Below are 20,567 nucleotides of genomic sequence, written 5' to 3'. Positions count from 1 at the left end.
TTATTCTTCTAATTTTTTGAATAACACACAAGCATTGTGTCCGCCAAAACCAAATGTATTACTCATAGCTACTTTAATTTCTCTTTTTTGAGCTTTATTCAAAGTTAAATTTAAGGATGGGTCAATATTTTCATCCACTACGCTATGGTTAATTGTTGGAGGAATGATTCCGTTTTTAATCGCTAAGATAGATGCAATAGCTTCAATAGCCCCTGCAGCCCCTAACAAGTGTCCTGTCATCGATTTGGTAGAATTGATATTGATGTTTTTAGCATGTTCACCAAAAACAGCACTTATTGCTTTTAATTCGGCAACATCTCCAAGTGGTGTTGAAGTTCCGTGTGTGTTGATATGGTCGATGTCTTCAGGTTTTAAGCCGGCATCATTTAAACAGTTTTGCATTACAGCAATTACACCAATTCCATCGGGATGAGGAGCAGTTAAATGGTAAGCATCTGATGATAAACCACCACCGCCTACTTCACAATATATTTTTGCTCCACGTGCTTTTGCATGTTCGTATTCTTCCAAAACTAATGCACCAGCACCTTCACCCAGTACGAAACCATCACGGGTTGCATCGAACGGTCTAGAAGCAGTTTCCGGAGATTCGTTTCTTGTTGATAATGCTTGCATGGAGTTAAATCCTCCCATACCTGCAATTGTAACCGCAGCTTCAGATCCACCAGATACAATAACATCACACATACCTAAACGAATGTAGTTGAATGCATCTACTAAAGCATTTGCTGAAGAAGCACAAGCGGAAACAGTGGTATAGTTTGGACCCATAAATCCATTTCTCATAGAAATATGTCCTGGAGCAATATCAGCAATCATTTTAGGGATAAAGAATGGATTGAAACGCGGTGTTCCATCTCCTTTAGCATAATTTAAAACTTCCTCTTGGAACGTTTCTAAACCACCAATTCCAGCACCCCAAATTACACCAACTTTATATTTGTTTAATTGTTCTAAAACTAAACCAGCATCTTTTATAGCTTCATCACTTGCTACAATAGCATATTGAGCAAATTTGTCCATTCTTCTTGCTTCTTTCTTGTCAATGTAATCTTCAACGTTGAAGTTTTTAACTTCGCAAGCAAATTTAGTTTTATGTTTTTCTGTGTCATAATAGGTGATAGGAGCCGCACCGCTTTTTCCACTAATCAAAGCTTGCCAATACTCCTCTAAGTTATTACCAATAGGAGTTAGCGCTCCAAGTCCTGTTACTACTACACGTTTTAGTTGCATAAAATTTGGTTTTAGTTATATAAAAAAACCCATAGTGCTTTTAATAAAATTTAAAAGAAACAATGGGTATTACATAATGTCTTATTTAAATGATTGTAATACAATCAATGTTTTTTACAAATCTATAAAAAAGATTTTTAAAAATAGAAGAAAAATAACAACATCCGCACAAAACAAATTATACGGATGTGAAAGTTATTATTTCTTAGCTTCTTCGATGTAAGAAATTGCTTGACCTACAGTAGCAATGTTTTCCGCTTGATCGTCTGGAATTTGAATATCAAATTCTTTTTCGAATTCCATGATTAGCTCTACAGTGTCTAATGAATCAGCACCTAAATCGTTAGTGAAGCTTGCTTCTGCTACAACTTCGTTTTCGTCAACACCTAATTTGTCCACGATAATCGCTTTTACTCTTGATGCAATGTCTGACATAATCTTAAATTTTAATTTTAATTTGTTGGCAAAAATAAAAAACTTTATTTTAAAACAACATTTTTGTTAGTAAATATAACTACTAATTTATAAAAAATATTTCCAATGACCTAAATTTTCAGCTTTTTCAGTGGTTTTTTAATTTAATTTTTTTTCTTTTGCGTAATGAAAATTACATGATTTTTGACCAATTTATTTTCATTTTGGGTCTAAACAATCGCTAAACAATACAACAACAATGAAAAAGATTGTGCTTTTTGCTTCAGGTAATGGTTCCAATGCCGAAAACATTATTATACATTTTAAAAATTCAAATCAAGGAACAGTAGTTGGAGTGTTTTCTAACAATCTACATGCCAAAGTTTTAGATAGAGCAAAAAGTCAAGCTGTACCTACTTTTACATTTACTAAATCGGAATTAAATGAAGGTAAAGTTTTAGAAGAATTACAAAAAATTCAACCCGATTTAATAGTTTTAGCCGGATTCTTATTAAAATTTCCTGAATCCATAATTGCAAAATTCCCTGATAAAATCATTAATGTTCATCCTGCATTATTACCTAAATATGGCGGAAAAGGTATGTATGGTAGGCATGTACATCAAGCCGTTTTGGAAAATAATGAAAAAGAAACCGGTATAACTATTCATTTTGTTAATGAGCACTATGATGAAGGTGAGTTTATATTTCAAAAAGCGGTTTCTATTGAAAACTGTCAATCTGCAGATGAAATTGCACTAAAAATTCACGAATTAGAAATGGAGCATTTCCCTAAAGTAATTGAAAGTTTGATAGAATAGAAAGATGCTGAAATAAATTCAGCAGGACAATAAGAAATATATGCAATACCAAGTTTATATATATACAGACGGTGCTTCTAAAGGGAACCCAGGCCCAGGTGGGTATGGTGTGGTTATGGAATTAGCTGGAACGTCTTATAAAAAAGAATTCTATGAAGGATTTCGATTAACTACCAATAATAGAATGGAATTATTAGCAGTTATTGTTGGGTTAGAAAAGCTAAAAAATCCAAACACATCCGTTTTAGTTGTTTCTGATTCTAAATATGTAGTTGATGCAGTAGAAAAAGGTTGGGTTTTTGGTTGGGAAAAAAAATACTTCAAAGACAAAAAAAATCCGGATTTATGGATGCGTTTTTTGAAAATATATCGTAAACATCAAGTAAAATTTCAATGGATTAAGGGTCATAACAACCACCCACAAAACGAACGATGCGATCAATTAGCGGTAATGGCGTCTCAACAAGAAAAGTTATCTATTGATACCTATTATGAACGAGAGGAACAAGGTTTGTTATAGTGTGTTTTTAACAAACTCCTTAGGTTGCATTCCTGTTTGAATTTTAAACTGTTTAGAAAAGTAAGAGGCGCTTTCAAATCCAAGAGCATGAGCAATTTCACTAATACTAAATTGGCGTAAAGTGAGCATTCGTTTGCTTTCTAAGATTACTCGCCTTCTTATGATTTCTGTTACCGTTTGATTGAGTACTTCTTTACTAATTCGGTTTAAATGTTTTAAACTAATATGGAGTTGGTTGGCATAAAAAATAGGGGCCTTTTCTGTTTTGTAATGAATTTCTAAAAGTTTTTCAAATTGTGCTAATTTTTGCTGGTAAGTTGAACTTTGGTGTGTTTCTGTAGTTTGGTAATTTCGAGTTATTTCTATTAGGAGTAAATCAATTAAAGTTTTCATTTTATCCAATTTATATTGAAAATGATGTTGATATTCCGAAATCAACTCATTAAAATAATCCCCAATTTTTGTTGTAGCATTTCGCTGAAGTTCTACTTTCGGATGATTGGTAAGTGATTTAAAAAAGGGATATTGTTCCATGCGTTTTGTTGCAAAATGCAAATGATAAAAGGTATGGGTATAAAATAAAATATATCCATCAATATCTTCGGAGAGTTCCCAACTATGAATTTGACCCGGTTGAAGTATAAAAACAGTGTTCGGTGAAATGGTATAGGTTTCAAAATCAACCGTGTGTTTCCCTGAACCAGACGTAAAAAAAACCACTAAATAAAAGTTGTGGCTATGTGATTTTTCTACAAAACTGTTTTTTACTAAGTGTTTTTTAAAAGTATTGACATAGACTTCGTCTTGAAATTCATTACAATTAAATTTTTGAATTTCGTATATAGGATAATTTTTCAAAATGTCTTTTTTGTTTTATTAATTGCGAAAATAAGCCTATTTTTTCTAAATCGATGTCTTTATATTTGTAAAAAAAATGAAAGATGTGGTCAACAATAAAAAATATTTTTACCAATAAATGTCCGAATTGTGCTCAAGGTACTGTTTTTGCAGATAAGAGTTTTTATTTTAGTTTAGGTTTTCCTAAAATGAATAAAGCTTGTTCACATTGTGGTTTTACTTTTGAAAAAGAACCAGGTTTTTTCTTTGGTGCTATGTTCGTTAGTTATGCTATTGGAGTAGCAGAAGCTTTAATAACTTATTTTATTATCCGACCTTTTTTTGAGAAAACATTTGATTTAAAAATATTCCCAATTATAATGGTGGTATTGTTGTTGCTAACTTCATTTAATATCAGATTGTCACGTATGATTTGGATTTATATTTTTAAGAATTATAAAAGTTAAGATTGAATCAATTTTGTAATTTTAATTCTTTGCAACTCTGCAACTAAAATAGTATCTTTGCCCCCTATTTTAAAATAAAGTAAATGAGCAAGTTATTAATTGTAGGAACAGTAGCTTTTGATGCTATAGAAACCCCTTTTGGAAAAACAGATAAAATATTAGGTGGAGCAGGAACTTTTATTGGTTTATCCGCTTCTTTCTTTAATGTTGAATCTGCAATTGTTTCTGTAGTGGGTGAAGATTTCCCTCAAGAATATTTAGATTTATTAACTAACAAAAATATTAATATCGATGGTATTGAAGTTGTTCCTGGAGGAAAAACTTTCTTTTGGAGTGGCCGTTACCACAACGATATGAATTCACGCGATACATTGGCAACTGAATTAAATGTATTAGCGGATTTTAAACCAGTGGTTCCAGTAGCATTCCAAGATGCAGAAATTGTAATGTTAGGTAACTTACACCCATTAGTTCAATCAAGTGTGTTAGATCAATTAACGGCTAAACCTAAGTTAGTAGTTTTAGACACGATGAATTTCTGGATGGATTGTGCTTTACCTGAATTGTTAGATGTTATGAAACGTGTAGACGTAATTACTATTAATGATGAAGAAGCACGTCAGTTATCAGGAGAATATTCATTGGTGAAAGCTGCAGCTAAAATCCATACTATGGGGCCTAAATATGTGGTAATCAAAAAAGGAGAGCACGGCGCATTATTATTCCATAATAAAGATGTGTTTTTTGCTCCGGCATTACCATTAGAGGAAGTGTTTGATCCAACTGGTGCTGGTGATACGTTCGCAGGTGGTTTCTCAGGTTATATTGCCCAATCAGGAGATACGTCTTTTGAAAACATGAAAAATGCAATCATTCACGGATCTAATTTAGCTTCATTCTGTGTAGAAAAATTCGGTACAGAGCGTATGGTTGCGCTAGATAAGGAAGAAGTATTGAGTCGTTTACAACAATTCAAAGCATTAACACAATTTGAAATTTCTTTATAAAAATACGCCCCGATTTATCGGGGCTTTTTTGTACTTTTGCAACAAACAATAACTACAACACACAACACACAACAACAATGAGCGACGCTATTAAACACGAATGTGGAATTGCTTTATTACGATTACTTAAACCTTTAGAATATTACAAGGAAAAATACGGAACCGCTTTTTATGGAGTACAAAAAATGTACTTGTTAATGGAAAAGCAACACAACAGAGGTCAAGATGGTGCCGGTTTTGCAAGCATTAAATTTGATGTAAAACCAGGTGAAAGATACATCAGTCGTGTACGTTCCAATCAATCTCAACCTATACAAGATGTTTTCGCCCAAATTAATCAACGCATCAACGAAGAGTTAACTAAAAACCCTGAATATCAAGATAATGTGGCTTTGCAAAAAGCTAATATTCCTTATATTGGTGAATTGTTTTTAGGTCATGTACGTTATGGAACTTTTGGTAAAAATAGTATAGAAAGTGTTCACCCTTTTTTACGTCAAAATAATTGGATGCATCGCAATTTAATTGTGGCAGGTAACTTTAACATGACGAATGTAAAAGAGTTATTTCAAGATTTAGTTGAAGTAGGACAACATCCAAAAGAAATGGCAGATACCGTAACGGTAATGGAAAAAATTGGACATTTCTTAGATGATGAAGTAACCAATTTGTATTTAGATTGTAAAAATGAAGGTTTGTCTAAACAAGAAGCATCTAAAGTTATTGCCGAACGATTAAATGTGGCTCGAATTTTAAAACGTGCTTCTAAAAATTGGGACGGAGGCTATGCAATGGCAGGATTATTAGGACATGGAGATGCCTTTGTGGTGCGTGATCCCGCAGGAATTCGCCCGGCCTATTATTATCAAGATGATGAAATTGTAGTTGTGGCTTCAGAGCGTCCAGTAATTCAAACCGTTTTTAATGTTCCTTTCGAAAGTGTAAAAGAATTAGAAGCAGGAGATGCTATAATTGTTAAGAAAAACGGTCAAGTATCTTTTGAAACCATACGTGAAAGTATAACTAAAAAAGCCTGTTCTTTTGAACGCATATACTTCTCAAGAGGAAGTGATGCTGAAATTTATCAAGAACGTAAAGATTTAGGAAGATTAGTGTTTCCAAATGTATTGAAAGAAATTGACAATGACATTTTAAATACTGTTTTCTCTTATATTCCAAATACGGCTGAAACTTCATTTTACGGATTGTCTGAAGCGGCTCAAAAACACTTGGATGAACAAAAAGTAAAAACCATCATTGAGAAAAGAAATACCTTAGATGAAGCGGGTTTAAATGCAATTTTGGCTGAAAAAGTAAGAACGGAAAAAATAGCAATTAAAGATGTGAAATTACGAACATTTATTACGGAAGATAGTAGTAGAGATGATTTAGTTTCGCATGTTTATGATGTAACTTATGGTGTGGTTAAACCTACAGATAATCTGGTTATTATTGACGACAGTATTGTTCGAGGAACCACTTTGAAAAAAAGTATCATTAAGATATTGGATCGTTTACATCCTAAAAAGATTGTTATTGTTTCTTCAGCTCCGCAGATTCGTTATCCAGATTGTTATGGAATAGACATGAGTACATTGGATGGATTTATTGCTTTTAAAGCTACATTAGAATTGTTAAAAGAAACGAATCAATACCACATTGTTGATGAAGTTTATAAAAAGGCGAAAGCACAACAAGGTTTAAAAGATATTGAAATTGTAAACTACGTTAAAGAAATTTATGCTCCTTTTACAGATGAGCAAATATCTGATAAAATGGCTCAGATGTTGACTTCAGAGGATATTAAAGCAGGTATAAAAATTATTTTTCAAAAAGTAGATGATTTGCATAAAGCGTGTCCTAAAAATTTAGGGGATTGGTACTTTACTGGAGATTATCCAACACCTGGCGGTAATAGAGTTGTAAACACAGCGTTTATCAATTTTTATGAAGGAAATGATGCAAGGGCTTACTAAAAATGCAGTTTGACGATTTTTTAAGTAAAACAACAATTTTTTTTAAATATTCAGAATAATCATTCTACTTTAGCTGTACCAGAAAATTAGTAGGTTAAGTTTTATGGTAGATTTGGGGCAAAAAGGGTGAACTATGTTCACCTTTTTTATTTATACGTTATAGTTTTTTTGTCTATAATTTTTCTTAAAAAATGCAGTTTAACGATTTTTTTAGGTAGTACAACAATTTTTTTTAGACATTCAGAATAATCACTCTACTTTAGTACTACCAGAAAATTAGTAGGTTAAGTTTTATGGTAGATTTGGGGCAAAAAGGGTGAACTATGTTCACCTTTTTTATTTAAAATAGATTGTAATCTATTTAATTTGAAATAAAAAACCACGTTGCAATTGCAACGTGGTTTTTTTATGTTTGAAAAAATTTATCTTTATATAGCTTTTAATAAATAGTAATTCTTTTTTCCTTTTTGAAGTAAAATGTATTTACTGTTAATTAAATCAGCAAGAGATATAACATAATCTTCCTTCACTTTTGCTTTATTTACAGCAACCGCATTTTCTTTTAATGCTCTTCTAGTTTCATTACCTGAAGCTAAAAATTCGTTCTTTACGAACGCGTCAACAATTGAATAACCAGCTTCAATTTCACTTCTAGAAACTTCCGCTTGAGGAACTCCATCAAAAACAGCTAAGAAAGTTTGTTCGTTTAAGGATTTTAAATCTTCAGCAGAAGAGTTTCCAAATAAAATATTGGACGCTTTAATAGCATTTTCTAATTCCTCTTTTCCATGAATCATGGTTGTTAGTTCCTCTGCTAGTTTCTTTTGTAATAAGCGAGTATGAGGCGCTTCTTGATGTTGTGCAATTAAACTTTCTATTGTTTCTTTTTCTAAGAATGTAAATATTTTAATGTATTTTTCAGCATCAACATCGGTCGTATTTAACCAAAATTGGTAAAATTCATAAGCAGAAGTTTTATCTCCATCTAACCAAATATTTCCTTTTTCAGATTTGCCAAATTTAGAACCATCCGCTTTTGTAATTAAAGGACAAGTCATAGCATAAGCTTTTCCTTCATCCTCAGTATCAACACTCATTCTTCTGATTAATTCAGTACCAGTGGTGATGTTTCCCCATTGGTCACTTCCTCCCATTTGCAACAAACAATTATGGTTTTTGTATAAATGGTAGAAATCATATCCTTGAATCAATTGGTAGGTAAATTCAGTAAAACTCATACCTTCTCCAGCTTCTCCAGTTAAGCGTTTTTTAACAGAATCTTTGCTCATCATGTAATTAACGGTAATTCTTTTACCTACATCGCGTGCAAAATTGATAAAAGAAAAATCTTTCATCCAATCGTAATTATTTACTAAAACAGGTGCTTGTGCATCGGTTGCTTCAAAATCCAAAAAGCGCGATAAAATTTTTTTAATACCTTCCACATTTTTTGCTAATGTAGCTTCATCTAATAAATTTCTTTCATTAGATTTTCCTGAAGGATCACCTATCATTCCTGTAGCACCTCCTACCAATGCATAAGGTTTGTGACCAAATCTTCTTAAATGCATTAATATAATAATAGGTACTAAACTTCCAATGTGTAATGAATCTGAAGTAGGATCAAATCCAATATAGGCCGAAGTAGGTTCTTTTAACAATTGCTCTTCCGTTCCAGGCATGATGTCATGAACCAGCCCTCTCCATTGTAATTCGGCTACTAAATTTCTCATTTTAATCTTGTTTATTTTTTTGTTCTATTTCTTCTTCTATTTCATCGTCAGACACTACAATATCTAACGTTGGTTCTTTCATTTCTTGTTGGTTTGCTAGAGTTCGGTTTAAAGAGAGTACTAAGCTAGGTAATAAAATTAAATTCGTAAGCATTCCAAACAATAAAGTGATGGAAACTAAACCTCCTAAAGCTACTGTTCCTCCAAAATCTGACAACGTAAACACAAAAAATCCGCATAATAAAACAATAGAAGTGTAGAACATACTTGGTCCTTCTTCTTCTAATGTTTTGAATATAGATTTCTTAATTTTCCAATTATTTATCTTTAATTCTTGTCGGTATTGTGCTAGGAATCGAATGGTATCATCAACAGATAATCCAAAGGCAATACCAAATACTAAAATGGTTGAGGGTTTGATAGGAATTTCTAAATATCCCATTAATCCTGCCGTACATAATAGTGGTAACAAGTTTGGAATTAGTGCAACAAAAATCATTTTAACCGATCGGAATAAAAAGAAAATTAATCCGGCTGTTAATGCTACTGCAAAGATTAACGATTCAATTAAATTGTCTAATAAGTAACTGGTTCCTTTCTGGAACAAAAGGGCTTTACCGGTAATAGCAACAGTATAGCGATCTTCAGGGAAGAGTTCTTTTATTTTTTCATTTAATTTTTTCTCCACTTCTTCCATTTCATCTGTGCCAACTTCTTTCATAAAAGTAGAAATGCGAGCGTATTGACCAGTTTTATCTACATAACTTTTTAACGGGTTCTCTTTTCCGTCTTTAGCTGAATTTTTTAAATAAGGCAATATAAAGGCCTGTTCTTGTGAATTAGGTAAATCATAATATTCAGGATTTCCATTATAATAGGCTTGTTTAGCATATTTAACTAAATTGACAATAGAAACGGGTTTTGACAATTGAGGAATTTCTTCAATTTCTCTTTGTAATTCATCTATTTTTTTTAACGTAGACATTTTCATCACACCTTTTTTACGTTTGGTGTCAATCATGATTTCTACGGGTAAAACACCTTTAAATTCTTTTTCAAAAAAGCGTATATCTTCAAAGAAAGGTTGGTTTTTAGGCATGTCTTCCAAAACACTACCTGATATTTTCATTTTGTAAACACCAATGATTCCTGCAATTAAAAGCGTTAAAGCAACGGCATAAACACGGACATTGTGGTATTTAACTTGGTTGATAATCCAATCCCTAAACCCAACAAGATAGCTTCTTTCTAAGTGTTCTAAATGTTTGTCTTTTGGAATGGGTAAAAAACTAAAGAAAATGGGAATTACAAATAAACTCAAGACAAATAATGCCATGATGTTTAAGGAAGTAACTACACCAAATTCGGATAACAATTGGTTGTTAGTAATAATAAATGTCGCAAAACCAACAGCAGTTGTAACATTGGTTATGAATGTAGCCGTTCCTACTTTTGTTAAAACACGCTGTAACGCTTTAGCTCTATTACCGTGTGCTCTGGCTTCCTGGTGGTATTTGTTCGTAAGGAAAATGCAGTTAGGAATTCCAATAATAACTATTAAAGAAGGAACTAAAGCGGTTAATACTGTAATTTCATAACGTAATAAACCTAGTAATCCAAAAGACCACATTACGCCAATAATTACCACAAAAATTGCCATTAAGGTGGTTCTGAATGATCGGAAAAAGAAATAGAAAATTAGTGAGGTAACCAATAAGGTTGCCCCAATAAACAATCCAATTTCACTAATAATAGCAGTAGCATTTAAGGTTCGAATATAAGGCATACCCGATACACGAATGTCAACTTTTGTTTTTTCTTTAAATTTATTGATTTCAGGAATTAATTTTTCTAGTACAAAATCTTTCCTAATTTTAGTATTGACAATATTTTTGTTCAGGTAAATAACACTACGAACAACGCCACTTTTTTTATTGAATAATAAACTCTCATAAAAAGGTAAATTATGAATAAGTTCTTTGCGTTTGTCTTGTAAATAATTAACTTCTGTTAGTTTATTTTCGTCGATAAAAGGTTTTAATTCAAATGCTTGAGTAGAATCATTTTTAACTAGTTGTTTCAATTCTTTAAATGAAATGACAAAATCAACTTCTTTTTTGTTTTGTTGAATGTTTTGCATCATTTCACTCCACGCTTTGAAATTTTCTGGTTTGAAAACTTCATCACTTTTTACTGCGAATACAATTAGATTTGCTTCTTCTCCAAATTTCTTTAAAAAATTAGTGTAGGCTATATTGTCTTTATGGTCATCGGGTAATAAGTTAGCTTCTGTTTGTGTAAAGCGAATGTATTTCCATTGCATCCCCATAAATACAGTGAATGCCGCAATCATTACTATAACTAATAATCTATTTCTAAGTAAAAAACGTGATATTAAAATCCAAAAGCTGGTCGATAACCATTTCTTCATTTCCAAGTATTTAAATCTTTTATCGAGGATAAAAGTGTTAAAAAAATAAGGCGCAAAGATACTAATTAATGTGATAAAATCACTTAATTTATTGCATATTACCAATTATTTAAACCTATAGGTTATAGTCCTAAATTTAAAGTAAAAGAAATTTTAATGGCAAGATTATCTTCCCATCGAGGTAATTGATAAGGGCCGTATCGATAATAAGACGAAATACCAAAACCTTTAAAGATGTTTTGAATTTCTAAACCACTTTCAAAAAATCCTTTTTCCATGGTTTTAAAGGTAATTCCGGAGTGGTATTCTGGATGAGCTAAATAACCAAATGCCGCTTTTGAACCAAGTACAAAAATGGGTTTTATACTTTTAGACAGTACAATTTTATAAAAATAATGTTTGAGTTGCAAGAATGTATATTTGTCGGAATAAAACTCATTAAAAAACATGGTTTCAAAAGAAGTTTTACTGGCAAATGTAATTCGTTTTAACAAACTATTTTTGTCTAAATTATTGGGTGCTATACTGTATAAATGTGACAAAGGTGTTTGTCCTATGCTGATACCTGCTTGCCATAACAAAGTGGTTTTATGACCAGACAAGTATTTTTTTTCAAATTGAATTCGAGTATCAATTTTTGTAAAATTAAATTCGTTTTCAAATACATTTGGGACCGACTGAATAATTTGAATTAAAAATTTTGGATAATTTTTTTCAACTTCGAAAATATTTTGAGGTGATTGTAAAAATTTACTGTAAGGCGACCATTCAAAACTCAAACTTGCTAAAGTTAAATTATAAAAATCAACATTGTCATTGTTGGGCTGATAAACATAATTAAATAAAGGGTTTATTCTTGATTTTGAAAGATTAAAAAGCGTTTCAACTTGAGAAATAAACTTGGATTCTATATTAATACTGTAGGTTTGATGATTGTAAAATGTTGAAATATTAAATGGTCTTGGATCGTATAATTTATATTTTTTATTATCCGCCATTAATGTTACATCGGCAAACTCTGTAATGTCATCCGTGAATGAACCCGAAAGCCAAGTATTAGATTTTTTTGAAAGTCGGAATCCTGTTCCAATTTGGCTTTTAAACACGCCGTCTTTAGTGCCATAAGCACCATAGCCAAAAATTTTAAACCAGTTGGAAAAGCGATCGTTTGTTGATAATCCTAAACCCAATCGAAATCCTTCTTGGTTGTTGTACTTAAATATATGGCGAACAGCAAGGTCTATAAATCCCAAAGGAATTTGTCCGTTAATTAATTTTTTTCCAAAATAAATTTTCTTTTCAATACGTTCTGCCGTAACTAAACTGTCTAATGTTTTGTGAGTTTGATCGGAACGAGCATCTAACGAATCTTTTTCAAAAAAAGTTAAAAATAAATCCTTATTGGAAATAGCATTTTTATCGATTTGAATTTGATACAGTTGTTTTTTAGAGGTTACTTCAAAATTATAATTCAAATATTTCCTTGTAATTTTTAAATATAAGTCTTTCGTATAGTCAAATTTTTTGTTTGTAGATGATTGTAAATTATCAAATCGGATAGTTTCTCCTAAAATGTCAATATTGTGGTTGTGATTGCCTTTTGTTGCCAGTAAATTTTGAGAAATGGGATACCAGTTTTTTCCTTTTTTTGACCATTCAAAATTTGTTTCTGCTTGAATATTGACAATGCCATTTATTATAAAAACAGCTTTTTGAATAGCAAATGTATTTTTGTTAACTATGTAATACCCATTGACTTTATTTTTTTTAAAAAGCGTGGTACTATTAAAATTAAGCTTTACTAGGTTAGTATTGTTAGTTTTGTAATTAGTATCTATTGAAAAAATATATTTTTTTGAACCATTTAAAGACACTGGGTTTTTAATTGTAAAAGTTAGAAATTTCAAATTCTCTTTTGTAAAATCTGTAGGCATGAATTCTTGTCCAATTAATTCATAAATAGGTTGTTTTAAACCTGCCATTTTTATACCAAGAATTTCTTCTTTTTTAGTACTGTTTTTTATAAAAACATCGGATACTTTTTCAAACTGGTATAAGTGTTGTTTTGTAACAAGTTTTTTAAATTTATAACTAGATGAATCGATGCTAAATTTATTTTTTTTCCTGTTTTTATAAATAGTGTCTATGGTAGATGAAATAGAATCTGGGTGTGCAGAAACCACCGTTTTTTCATAATAAGAATAGTTGTGGTTAATAGTTAAAAGCTTGCTATTATTTTGAACTCTGACAACATTTTTAACCAATTCGAAGGTGTTGTCTTGATTGTAAGAAGTTTTGTTTTGAGCACTTAACCCAAGGTACAAAAAGAAAAACACAACCGTTAAAAACCTCATTTTTAAATAGCAAATAAAAAACAAAGATACGTTTTCAAATTTAAAGTAGATAAAAAAAGTCGCTCCATTGAAGAGCGACTCCTATTGTAAAACAATAATTAAAATTAATTATTTTTCAGTTGCGTATCTTCTAGCAACTTCAGTCCAATTAATTACATTGAAAAAAGCTTCAATATAATCAGGGCGTCTGTTTTGATAATTTAAATAGTAAGCATGTTCCCAAACATCTAATCCTAAAATTGGAGTTCCCTCACATGCAATTCCAGGCATTAATGGACAATCTTGATTTGCAGTACTACAAACTTCAAGTTTTCCACCTTTGTGTACACATAACCAAGCCCATCCAGACCCAAATCTTGTTGCAGCAGCCTTAGAAAATTCAGCTTTAAATGCTTCAAAAGAACCAAAGTCTCTTTCAATGGCATTTGCTAATTCTCCTGTTGGCTGTCCACCACCATTTGGCGACATAATTGTCCAGAATAAGTTATGATTGTAAAATCCACCACCATTATTTCTTACCGCCATATTGTTCATATCTAAATTGATTAAGATATTTTCAATAGTTTTTCCATCTAAATCTGTTCCTTGTATTGCAGCATTTAAATTTGTAGTATAAGCATTATGGTGTTTTGTGTGGTGAATTTCCATTGTTCTTGCGTCCACATTTGGTTCTAATGCATCATACGCGTACGGTAATTTTGGTAATTCAAAAGCCATGATATTTTATTTTTAAATTGATTAATTATTTTTTTCAAATTTATAAATTTAACTTTGGAAATAAAAATAGAAACTTCTTATAGTTTCATTATTAAAAAATATTCTTTCATGAGTTTTAAGGTTTATAATGCTTCAGCAGGTTCTGGCAAAACGTATACATTAACAAAAGAATACTTGAAAATTTTATTTCAGGCGCATTCTTTTGATAAATACCGTAGAATTTTAGCCATTACTTTTACGAATAAAGCTGTAGAAGAAATGAAGTCAAGAATTGTAGACAATTTAATTGCTTTCTCTCAGGATGAAGTTTCTGAAAAAACCGATGCTTTTATGAAAGAAATAGCTGCTGAAATTGGCAGTGATGTTGCAACTTTAAAAGAAAAATCAAAGAAAATAGTTAAAACAATTATTCATAATTATGCTGCTTTTGATATTTCTACCATTGATAAATTTACACATCGGGTCATTAGAACATTTGCGAACGATTTAAATTTACCTACCAATTTTGATGTTACTTTAGAAACAGAAAATTTATTAAGAAATGCTATTGATACCGTTATTGCAAAAGCAGGAGAAGATGAAGAATTAACTCAGGTTTTGATAAATTTTGCTAAATCTAAAATTGATGATGATAAAAACTGGGATGTTACAAATGATTTGTATGATGTGTGCCAATTAATTTTAAACGAAGAACATTTTTTTAATTTCAATCAATTTCAAGATAAAAGTATAGAAGACTTTACTAAAATTGCGACTAATATTAAATCGAAATTTGAAACGAATTCTTCTAAAATAAAAGAAATTTCAGGGTTAATATTGAAAGATTTTGAAATCAATGCAATTTCAGAAGCAGATTTTTCGAGAGGAACTTTTTTTAGGCATATTCAAAATATTTTTGAATTGAATCCAAAAGCTTACGAATATGATTTTGTAAGTTTAAAAGAAATTGATAGTCCTGCCAAATCAAAAAATAAAGACATCGTTGAAAATTTAAAGGAAAAATGGAAAGAGTTATTAGCTCAAATATACCAATTAAACAAGGAGAATAACTTGTTTGAATTAGTATTGAGTAATATGGTTCCTTTGTCTTTAATTCATACGGTATATAAGGAGTACAAGCAACTTCAAGAAGATCAAAATGTACTATCAATTTCAGATTTCAATACAATAATTAATAGAGAAATTAAGGACCAACCCGCACCCTTCATTTATGAGCGATTGGGCGACCGATACCGGCATTATTTTATTGATGAATTTCAAGATACTTCAGAAATGCAATGGCAAAATTTTGTTCCTTTAATCGATAATGCTTTGGCAAGTGAAGATATGGACGGAACAAGAGGTTCTTTAATGATTGTAGGCGACCCAAAACAATCAATTTACAGATGGCGCGGTGGTAAAGCAGAACAATTTATTCGTTTAAGTGGAACTGAGAATCCCTTTTCAAACGATAATAAAGAAGTAAAAAATCTAGACACAAACTACAGAAGTTATTCGCAAATCATTGCATTTAATAACGATTTTTTTCAGCATATCGCTCATGAATTTACTAATGAAGATTATTTAAATTTATATAAAGAAACGGCTTCGCAAAAAACCAATTCAAAAAAAGGAGGATTTGTATCCATACAGTTTTTAGAAGATAATGACAACTTAATTGAAGAAGAATTTAATGACGATGATGAAATTTCAGAAAAAGATAAAAAGCATTTAGTTAAAACCTTGGAAATTATAGAACAAGTTAAAAATCAAGGTTTTGATTATAATGATATTGTATTGTTAACTCGAAAAACGAAGCAAGGAGTACTGTTAGCTAATTATTTAACGGAGAAAAATATACCCATATTATCATCAGATACGTTGTTAATACAAAACGCATCAGAAGTAAAATTCATTATTCATTTTTTAGAATATTTAGACAGTCATTTTAATCAAGAATCAAAAATTAATTGGTTGTATTATGTAGCAAATCAGACTGTACAACCTACAGAAATTCACGACTTTATTTTTGAAGCAAAAGATTTAAACGAAAAAGATTTAGAACAATTTTTAGCAAGATATAACTATACTATTTCTTTTTCAGATTCAAGAAAAAAATCTTTGTACGAAGCAGTAGAAAAAATTATAGCTACTTTTTTACCTGAAAAAACAACTATTTCTTACGTGCAGTATTTTCTAGATTTGGTTTTAGAAAGAGACATGAAATACCAGTCCAGTACCTCAGATTTTTTAGAATATTGGGAACGAGTGGGATTCAAACAAAGCATTCCGTCTCCAGAAGGTGAACAAGCTGTCAGAATTATTACAATCCATAAATCAAAAGGATTAGAGTTTCCCGTTGTTATTTATCCATTTGCAGACGACAGCACCAAACCAATAGACCCAAAAGTTTGGATTCCAATTGAAGAGGAAGGAATTGATATGAAACAAGCTTTGGTTAAAAAAACTAAAAAATTAGAAACAATTAATGATGAAACGAAAACTGTTTTTGAAACAAAAACACAAGAGGAAATTTTAGATATGATTAATGTAATATATGTTGCATTGACAAGAGCAGAAGAGCAATTGTATATTATATCGAGTTTTGGGGTTACTTCAAAAGGAGTGTTGAGTACAAAACAAACAGTGGGGACATATTTTACCAATTACCTTCAAGAAAAAGGCTTGTTTACTATCAATCAAAAGACATATAATTTTGGCTCCTCTCAACGTGTTTCATCGCCTAAAACTATTGTAAAACAACAAGAAACAATTAAAAATGTACAAAAGCATTTAAATTTTTCTTCTATCAAAATAGCAAAAAGAGAAGCATTGATGTGGGGAACAACACAAGAAAATGCTATTGAATTTGGTAATATAGTCCATGAATTGCTGTCTTTTGTAAAATATAAAACAGATGTTGATCGGGCAATTATAAAAGGATTAGAAAGCGGACTTTTTTTATATTCTCAGAAAGAAATTTTCCATTCCATTTTATATAAAATAGTTTTTCATCCAGAATTAGAAGTGTTTTTCAATGATAAAGCAATAGTTTTCAATGAAAATAACATTGTTTCTCCTAATGAAACAAATCTTAAGCCAGACCGTGTGGTGTTGCTGAATAATGAAGCCTATTTGTTGGATTACAAAACAGGTGAACATCAATCTAAATATGAAAAACAGTTGGAAACTTATACACGAGTTATTGAAAAAATGGAGGTAAAAGTGGTTAAAAAAATTCTACTATATATAGGAGATGATATAAAACTTATACATTTGTAGCACAAATTAAGAAGTACAAACTAACAAATTAATAAACCAACCATGTACGGAAAGATTAAACAACACTTACAAAACGAATTGAATGCCATTGAAACCAATGGGTTATTTAAAAAAGAACGCATTATTACTTCGCCTCAAGGTGCAGAAATTACAGTTAATGGAGAAACGGTATTAAATTTTTGTGCCAATAATTATTTAGGTTTATCGTCGCATCCAGAAGTAATTCAAGCAGCAAAAGACGCTTTAGATTCTCATGGATTTGGAATGTCGTCGGTGCGTTTTATTTGCGGTACACAAGATATCCATAAACAATTAGAAAAAGAAATTGCAGAATTTTATGGTACTGAAGATACTATTTTATATGCAGCCGCATTTGATGCTAATGGTGGGGTCTTTGAACCATTGTTAGGAGAAGAAGACTGTATTATTTCGGATAGTTTAAATCACGCGTCAATAATTGACGGAGTTAGATTGTGTAAAGCAGCGCGCTATCGTTATGAAAACAACAATATGGACGATTTAGAAGCACAATTGATTAAAGCAACAGAGGCAGGGCATCGTTTTAAATTAATTGTTACTGATGGAGTTTTCTCAATGGATGGTTTAGTAGCACCATTAGATAAAATATGTGATTTGGCAGATAAATACGATGCATTAGTAATGGTAGACGAATGCCATGCAGCCGGATTTATTGGAAAAACTGGAAAAGGAACGCTTGAAGCAAAAGGCGTAATGGGTCGCGTAGATATTATTACAGGAACATTAGGAAAAGCTTTAGGGGGTGCAATGGGTGGATATACTACAGCTAAAAAAGAAGTAATTGAAATTTTACGTCAACGTTCAAGACCTTATTTGTTCTCTAATTCACTATCACCTGCAATTGTAGGGGCATCTTTGAAAGTTTTTGAATTATTGAAAAAAGATAATTCATTAAGAGATCAATTAGAATGGAACACAAATTATTTCAAAGAAGGAATGAAAAAAGCAGGTTTTGATATTATTGATGGAGATTCTGCTATTGTTCCGGTAATGCTATATGATGCAAAATTATCGCAAATTATGGCTGATGAACTTTTAAAAGAAGGAATTTATGTTATTGGATTCTTTTATCCAGTGGTTCCAAAAGATAAAGCAAGAATTAGAGTGCAATTGTCTGCTGCTCATACGAAAGAGCACTTAGACAAAGCGATTCAGGCCTTCACTAAAGTAGGAAAAAAACTAGACATAATTAAATAAAAATCACTTAATCTATTGTTAATAAGGAAAAAATGTACATTTGTTTTGCGAATTACAAAAAACATATTACTTTTGTTCTAATATAACGCATTGTAATTAAATTATAAAAAGTATGAAACATCTTAACAAACTATTTGCTGGAGCGTTATTGTTAGCAGGATTTGCTGCTAATGCTCAAGACAGCACAAACCCATGGGCGGTATCATTTGGTGTTAATGCTGTTGACACTAAAATCAGCGCTTCAGACCCAGTTAAACAACAATTCTCGGAATTTTTTAATGTTCAAGATCATTGGAATATTGTTCCTTCAGTATCTTACGTTAATGTATCTAGAAATGTAGGAAGTGGTTTCAACTTCGGTGTAACAGGATCTTTCAACAAAATCTCTAGATGGGTAGAAAAAGTTCCTGGAACTATTAACACTTATGATGTTGTTAATCCTGGAGATTTAAATTATTACGGAATTGATGGGGTTATCTCTTATAGCTTCATGGATTTATTAAAATCTAAATGGTTAGACCCATCTGCTCATGTTGGTGGAGGTTATACTTTCTTCGGTGATGCTTCTGCAGGTACTGTTAATGGAGGTTTAGGTTTAACTTTTTGGTTTGCTAAAAATGTAGGTTTATCTTTTGCTTCTACTTACAAACACTCTTTCGACGATACAAGAGTTGCTAATGTAGATGTTCCTACACATATGTTCCACCAAGTTGGTCTTAAGTTCAAATTTGGAGCTAAAGATACTGACAACGATGGAATCATTGACAAAGAAGATGCTTGTCCAGAAGTTGCTGGTTTAGCACAATTCAACGGATGTCCTGATTCAGATTTAGACGGAATCCAAGATTCAGCTGACGCTTGTCCAACTGAAGCTGGTTTACCAGAATTAAACGGTTGTCCTGATAGAGATGGAGACGGTGTTGCTGACGGAGAAGATGCTTGTCCAGATGACGCTGGTTTAAAAGTATTAAACGGATGTCCTGATGCTGACGGTGACGGTGTTGCTGATAAAGATGACAAATGTCCTACAGTAAAAGGAGAAAAAGCAAATGCTGGTTGTCCTTGGCCTGATACAGACGGAGACAAAGTTTTAGATAAAGATGACAAATGTCCTACAGTAGCTGGTACAGTTGCTAACAACGGATGTCCTGAAGTATCTGAAGATACAATGAAAAAATTAAATGACTATGCTAAAACAATCTTATTTGATACAGGAAAAGCATCGTTCCAAAAACAAACTTTACCAGTATTAGAAGCTATGACTGCTATCTTAAAAGAGTATCCTACAGCTAAATTCCATTTAGAAGGACACACTGATTCTGATGGTAAAGATTCTTTCAACTTACAGTTATCTAAAGATAGAGCTGCTGCTGTTAAAAACTTCTTAGTAGAAAAAGGTATTGCTGCTGACAGATTAACTTCAGAAGGTTACGGAGAAACTAAACCAGTTGCTTCTAACAAAACTAAAGCTGGAAAAGCACAAAACAGAAGAGTTGAAGTTAAATTAGTAAAATAATTTTAACTTAAATAATATTCTAAA

Annotated in this window: 15 protein-coding genes; 8 read left to right on the top strand and 7 right to left on the bottom strand. The window is 31.4% G+C overall.

What is annotated here, in order from left to right:
* A complete protein-coding gene (gene fabF, locus KQS_RS13435) occupies window positions 1-1,254 on the bottom strand; it encodes a beta-ketoacyl-ACP synthase II (RefSeq protein ID WP_014389718.1) in 1,254 nt (417 codons plus the stop codon).
* Window positions 1,255-1,452: 198 nt separating this feature from the next.
* Window positions 1,453-1,689 carry an acyl carrier protein gene (locus KQS_RS13430; protein ID WP_002988156.1) on the bottom strand — a complete coding sequence of 79 codons (237 nt, stop codon included), beginning with the start codon at window positions 1,687-1,689 and terminating at the stop codon, window positions 1,453-1,455.
* Between the two features lie 238 nt (window positions 1,690-1,927).
* Here KQS_RS13430 and purN point away from each other — a divergent pair, with 238 nt between their 5' ends.
* Both purN and rnhA read left to right on the top strand, forming a co-directional pair.
* On the top strand, window positions 1,928-2,488 hold the full coding sequence (gene purN, locus KQS_RS13425) for a phosphoribosylglycinamide formyltransferase (protein ID WP_014389717.1): 561 nt from the start codon (window positions 1,928-1,930) through the stop codon (window positions 2,486-2,488).
* A gap of 40 nt (window positions 2,489-2,528) precedes the next feature.
* Window positions 2,529-3,008: a ribonuclease HI gene (rnhA, locus tag KQS_RS13420; RefSeq protein WP_014389716.1), complete on the top strand. Its 480-nt coding sequence runs from the start codon at window positions 2,529-2,531 to the stop codon at window positions 3,006-3,008.
* Here rnhA and KQS_RS13415 read toward each other — a convergent pair.
* Window positions 3,003-3,866 carry a helix-turn-helix domain-containing protein gene (locus KQS_RS13415; protein ID WP_014389715.1) on the bottom strand — a complete coding sequence of 288 codons (864 nt, stop codon included), beginning with the start codon at window positions 3,864-3,866 and terminating at the stop codon, window positions 3,003-3,005. The genes rnhA and KQS_RS13415 overlap by 6 nt on opposite strands.
* A gap of 83 nt (window positions 3,867-3,949) precedes the next feature.
* Here KQS_RS13415 and KQS_RS13410 point away from each other — a divergent pair, with 83 nt between their 5' ends.
* From KQS_RS13410 to KQS_RS13400, 3 genes are all read left to right on the top strand, one after another.
* The gene (locus KQS_RS13410; protein WP_014389714.1) at window positions 3,950-4,312 is read left to right on the top strand and encodes a DUF983 domain-containing protein; all 363 of its coding nucleotides are present in this window, start codon (window positions 3,950-3,952) and stop codon (window positions 4,310-4,312) included.
* 83 nt (window positions 4,313-4,395) lie between these two features.
* On the top strand, window positions 4,396-5,319 hold the full coding sequence (locus KQS_RS13405; protein WP_014389713.1) for a PfkB family carbohydrate kinase: 924 nt from the start codon (window positions 4,396-4,398) through the stop codon (window positions 5,317-5,319).
* Window positions 5,320-5,396: 77 nt separating this feature from the next.
* On the top strand, window positions 5,397-7,295 hold the full coding sequence (locus tag KQS_RS13400) for an amidophosphoribosyltransferase (RefSeq protein ID WP_014389712.1): 1,899 nt from the start codon (window positions 5,397-5,399) through the stop codon (window positions 7,293-7,295).
* A gap of 428 nt (window positions 7,296-7,723) precedes the next feature.
* Here the strand turns inward: KQS_RS13400 and tyrS are convergent, their stop codons facing one another.
* From tyrS to KQS_RS13380, 4 genes are all read right to left on the bottom strand, one after another.
* The gene (tyrS, locus tag KQS_RS13395) at window positions 7,724-9,028 is read right to left on the bottom strand and encodes a tyrosine--tRNA ligase (protein ID WP_014389711.1); all 1,305 of its coding nucleotides are present in this window, start codon (window positions 9,026-9,028) and stop codon (window positions 7,724-7,726) included.
* A gap of 1 nt (window position 9,029) precedes the next feature.
* Window positions 9,030-11,459 (bottom strand): efflux RND transporter permease subunit, encoded by a 2,430-nt coding sequence (locus tag KQS_RS13390; protein ID WP_014389710.1) that lies wholly within the window; start codon window positions 11,457-11,459, stop codon window positions 9,030-9,032.
* Window positions 11,460-11,581: 122 nt separating this feature from the next.
* Window positions 11,582-13,813, bottom strand: a complete 2,232-nt coding sequence (locus KQS_RS13385; protein WP_014389709.1) for a DUF5686 family protein — start codon at window positions 13,811-13,813, stop codon at window positions 11,582-11,584.
* Between the two features lie 108 nt (window positions 13,814-13,921).
* Complete coding sequence (locus KQS_RS13380; RefSeq protein WP_014389708.1) at window positions 13,922-14,530, bottom strand: superoxide dismutase; 609 nt, start codon at window positions 14,528-14,530, stop codon at window positions 13,922-13,924.
* A 108-nt stretch (window positions 14,531-14,638) separates the two neighbouring features.
* Between KQS_RS13380 and KQS_RS13375 the strand changes: the two genes are divergently transcribed.
* The 3 genes from KQS_RS13375 (at window position 14,639) to KQS_RS13365 (ending at window position 20,543) form a co-directional block, all read left to right on the top strand.
* Window positions 14,639-17,791, top strand: coding sequence for a UvrD-helicase domain-containing protein (locus tag KQS_RS13375; protein WP_014389707.1), 3,153 nt, complete (start codon window positions 14,639-14,641; stop codon window positions 17,789-17,791).
* A 42-nt stretch (window positions 17,792-17,833) separates the two neighbouring features.
* Window positions 17,834-19,027, top strand: a complete 1,194-nt coding sequence (gene kbl / locus KQS_RS13370; RefSeq protein ID WP_014389706.1) for a glycine C-acetyltransferase — start codon at window positions 17,834-17,836, stop codon at window positions 19,025-19,027.
* A gap of 112 nt (window positions 19,028-19,139) precedes the next feature.
* Window positions 19,140-20,543 carry an OmpA family protein gene (locus KQS_RS13365; protein WP_014389705.1) on the top strand — a complete coding sequence of 468 codons (1,404 nt, stop codon included), beginning with the start codon at window positions 19,140-19,142 and terminating at the stop codon, window positions 20,541-20,543.
* Window positions 20,544-20,567: the final 24 nt, after the last annotated feature.

Source organism: Flavobacterium indicum GPTSA100-9 = DSM 17447 (assembly GCF_000455605.1).
Taxonomy (GTDB): domain Bacteria; phylum Bacteroidota; class Bacteroidia; order Flavobacteriales; family Flavobacteriaceae; genus Flavobacterium; species Flavobacterium indicum.
This window is presented reverse-complemented; position numbering and strand designations above follow the sequence as displayed.

Bases quoted from the DNA above. Each gene is read 5' to 3' on its own strand.
- KQS_RS13375 (WP_014389707.1), top strand. From the start codon at position 14,639: ATGAGTTTTAAGGTTTATAATGCTTCAGCAGGTTCTGGCAAAACGTAT.
- KQS_RS13405 (WP_014389713.1), top strand. From the start codon at position 4,396: ATGAGCAAGTTATTAATTGTAGGAACAGTAGCTTTTGATGCTATAGAA.
- KQS_RS13385 (WP_014389709.1), bottom strand. From the start codon at position 13,813: ATGAGGTTTTTAACGGTTGTGTTTTTCTTTTTGTACCTTGGGTTAAGT.
- rnhA (WP_014389716.1), top strand. From the start codon at position 2,529: ATGCAATACCAAGTTTATATATATACAGACGGTGCTTCTAAAGGGAAC.
- KQS_RS13390 (WP_014389710.1), bottom strand. From the start codon at position 11,459: ATGAAGAAATGGTTATCGACCAGCTTTTGGATTTTAATATCACGTTTT.
- purN (WP_014389717.1), top strand. From the start codon at position 1,928: ATGAAAAAGATTGTGCTTTTTGCTTCAGGTAATGGTTCCAATGCCGAA.
- KQS_RS13365 (WP_014389705.1), top strand. From the start codon at position 19,140: ATGAAACATCTTAACAAACTATTTGCTGGAGCGTTATTGTTAGCAGGA.
- KQS_RS13410 (WP_014389714.1), top strand. From the start codon at position 3,950: ATGTGGTCAACAATAAAAAATATTTTTACCAATAAATGTCCGAATTGT.
- kbl (WP_014389706.1), top strand. From the start codon at position 17,834: ATGTACGGAAAGATTAAACAACACTTACAAAACGAATTGAATGCCATT.
- KQS_RS13380 (WP_014389708.1), bottom strand. From the start codon at position 14,530: ATGGCTTTTGAATTACCAAAATTACCGTACGCGTATGATGCATTAGAA.
- KQS_RS13400 (WP_014389712.1), top strand. From the start codon at position 5,397: ATGAGCGACGCTATTAAACACGAATGTGGAATTGCTTTATTACGATTA.
- tyrS (WP_014389711.1), bottom strand. From the start codon at position 9,028: ATGAGAAATTTAGTAGCCGAATTACAATGGAGAGGGCTGGTTCATGAC.
- KQS_RS13430 (WP_002988156.1), bottom strand. From the start codon at position 1,689: ATGTCAGACATTGCATCAAGAGTAAAAGCGATTATCGTGGACAAATTA.
- fabF (WP_014389718.1), bottom strand. From the start codon at position 1,254: ATGCAACTAAAACGTGTAGTAGTAACAGGACTTGGAGCGCTAACTCCT.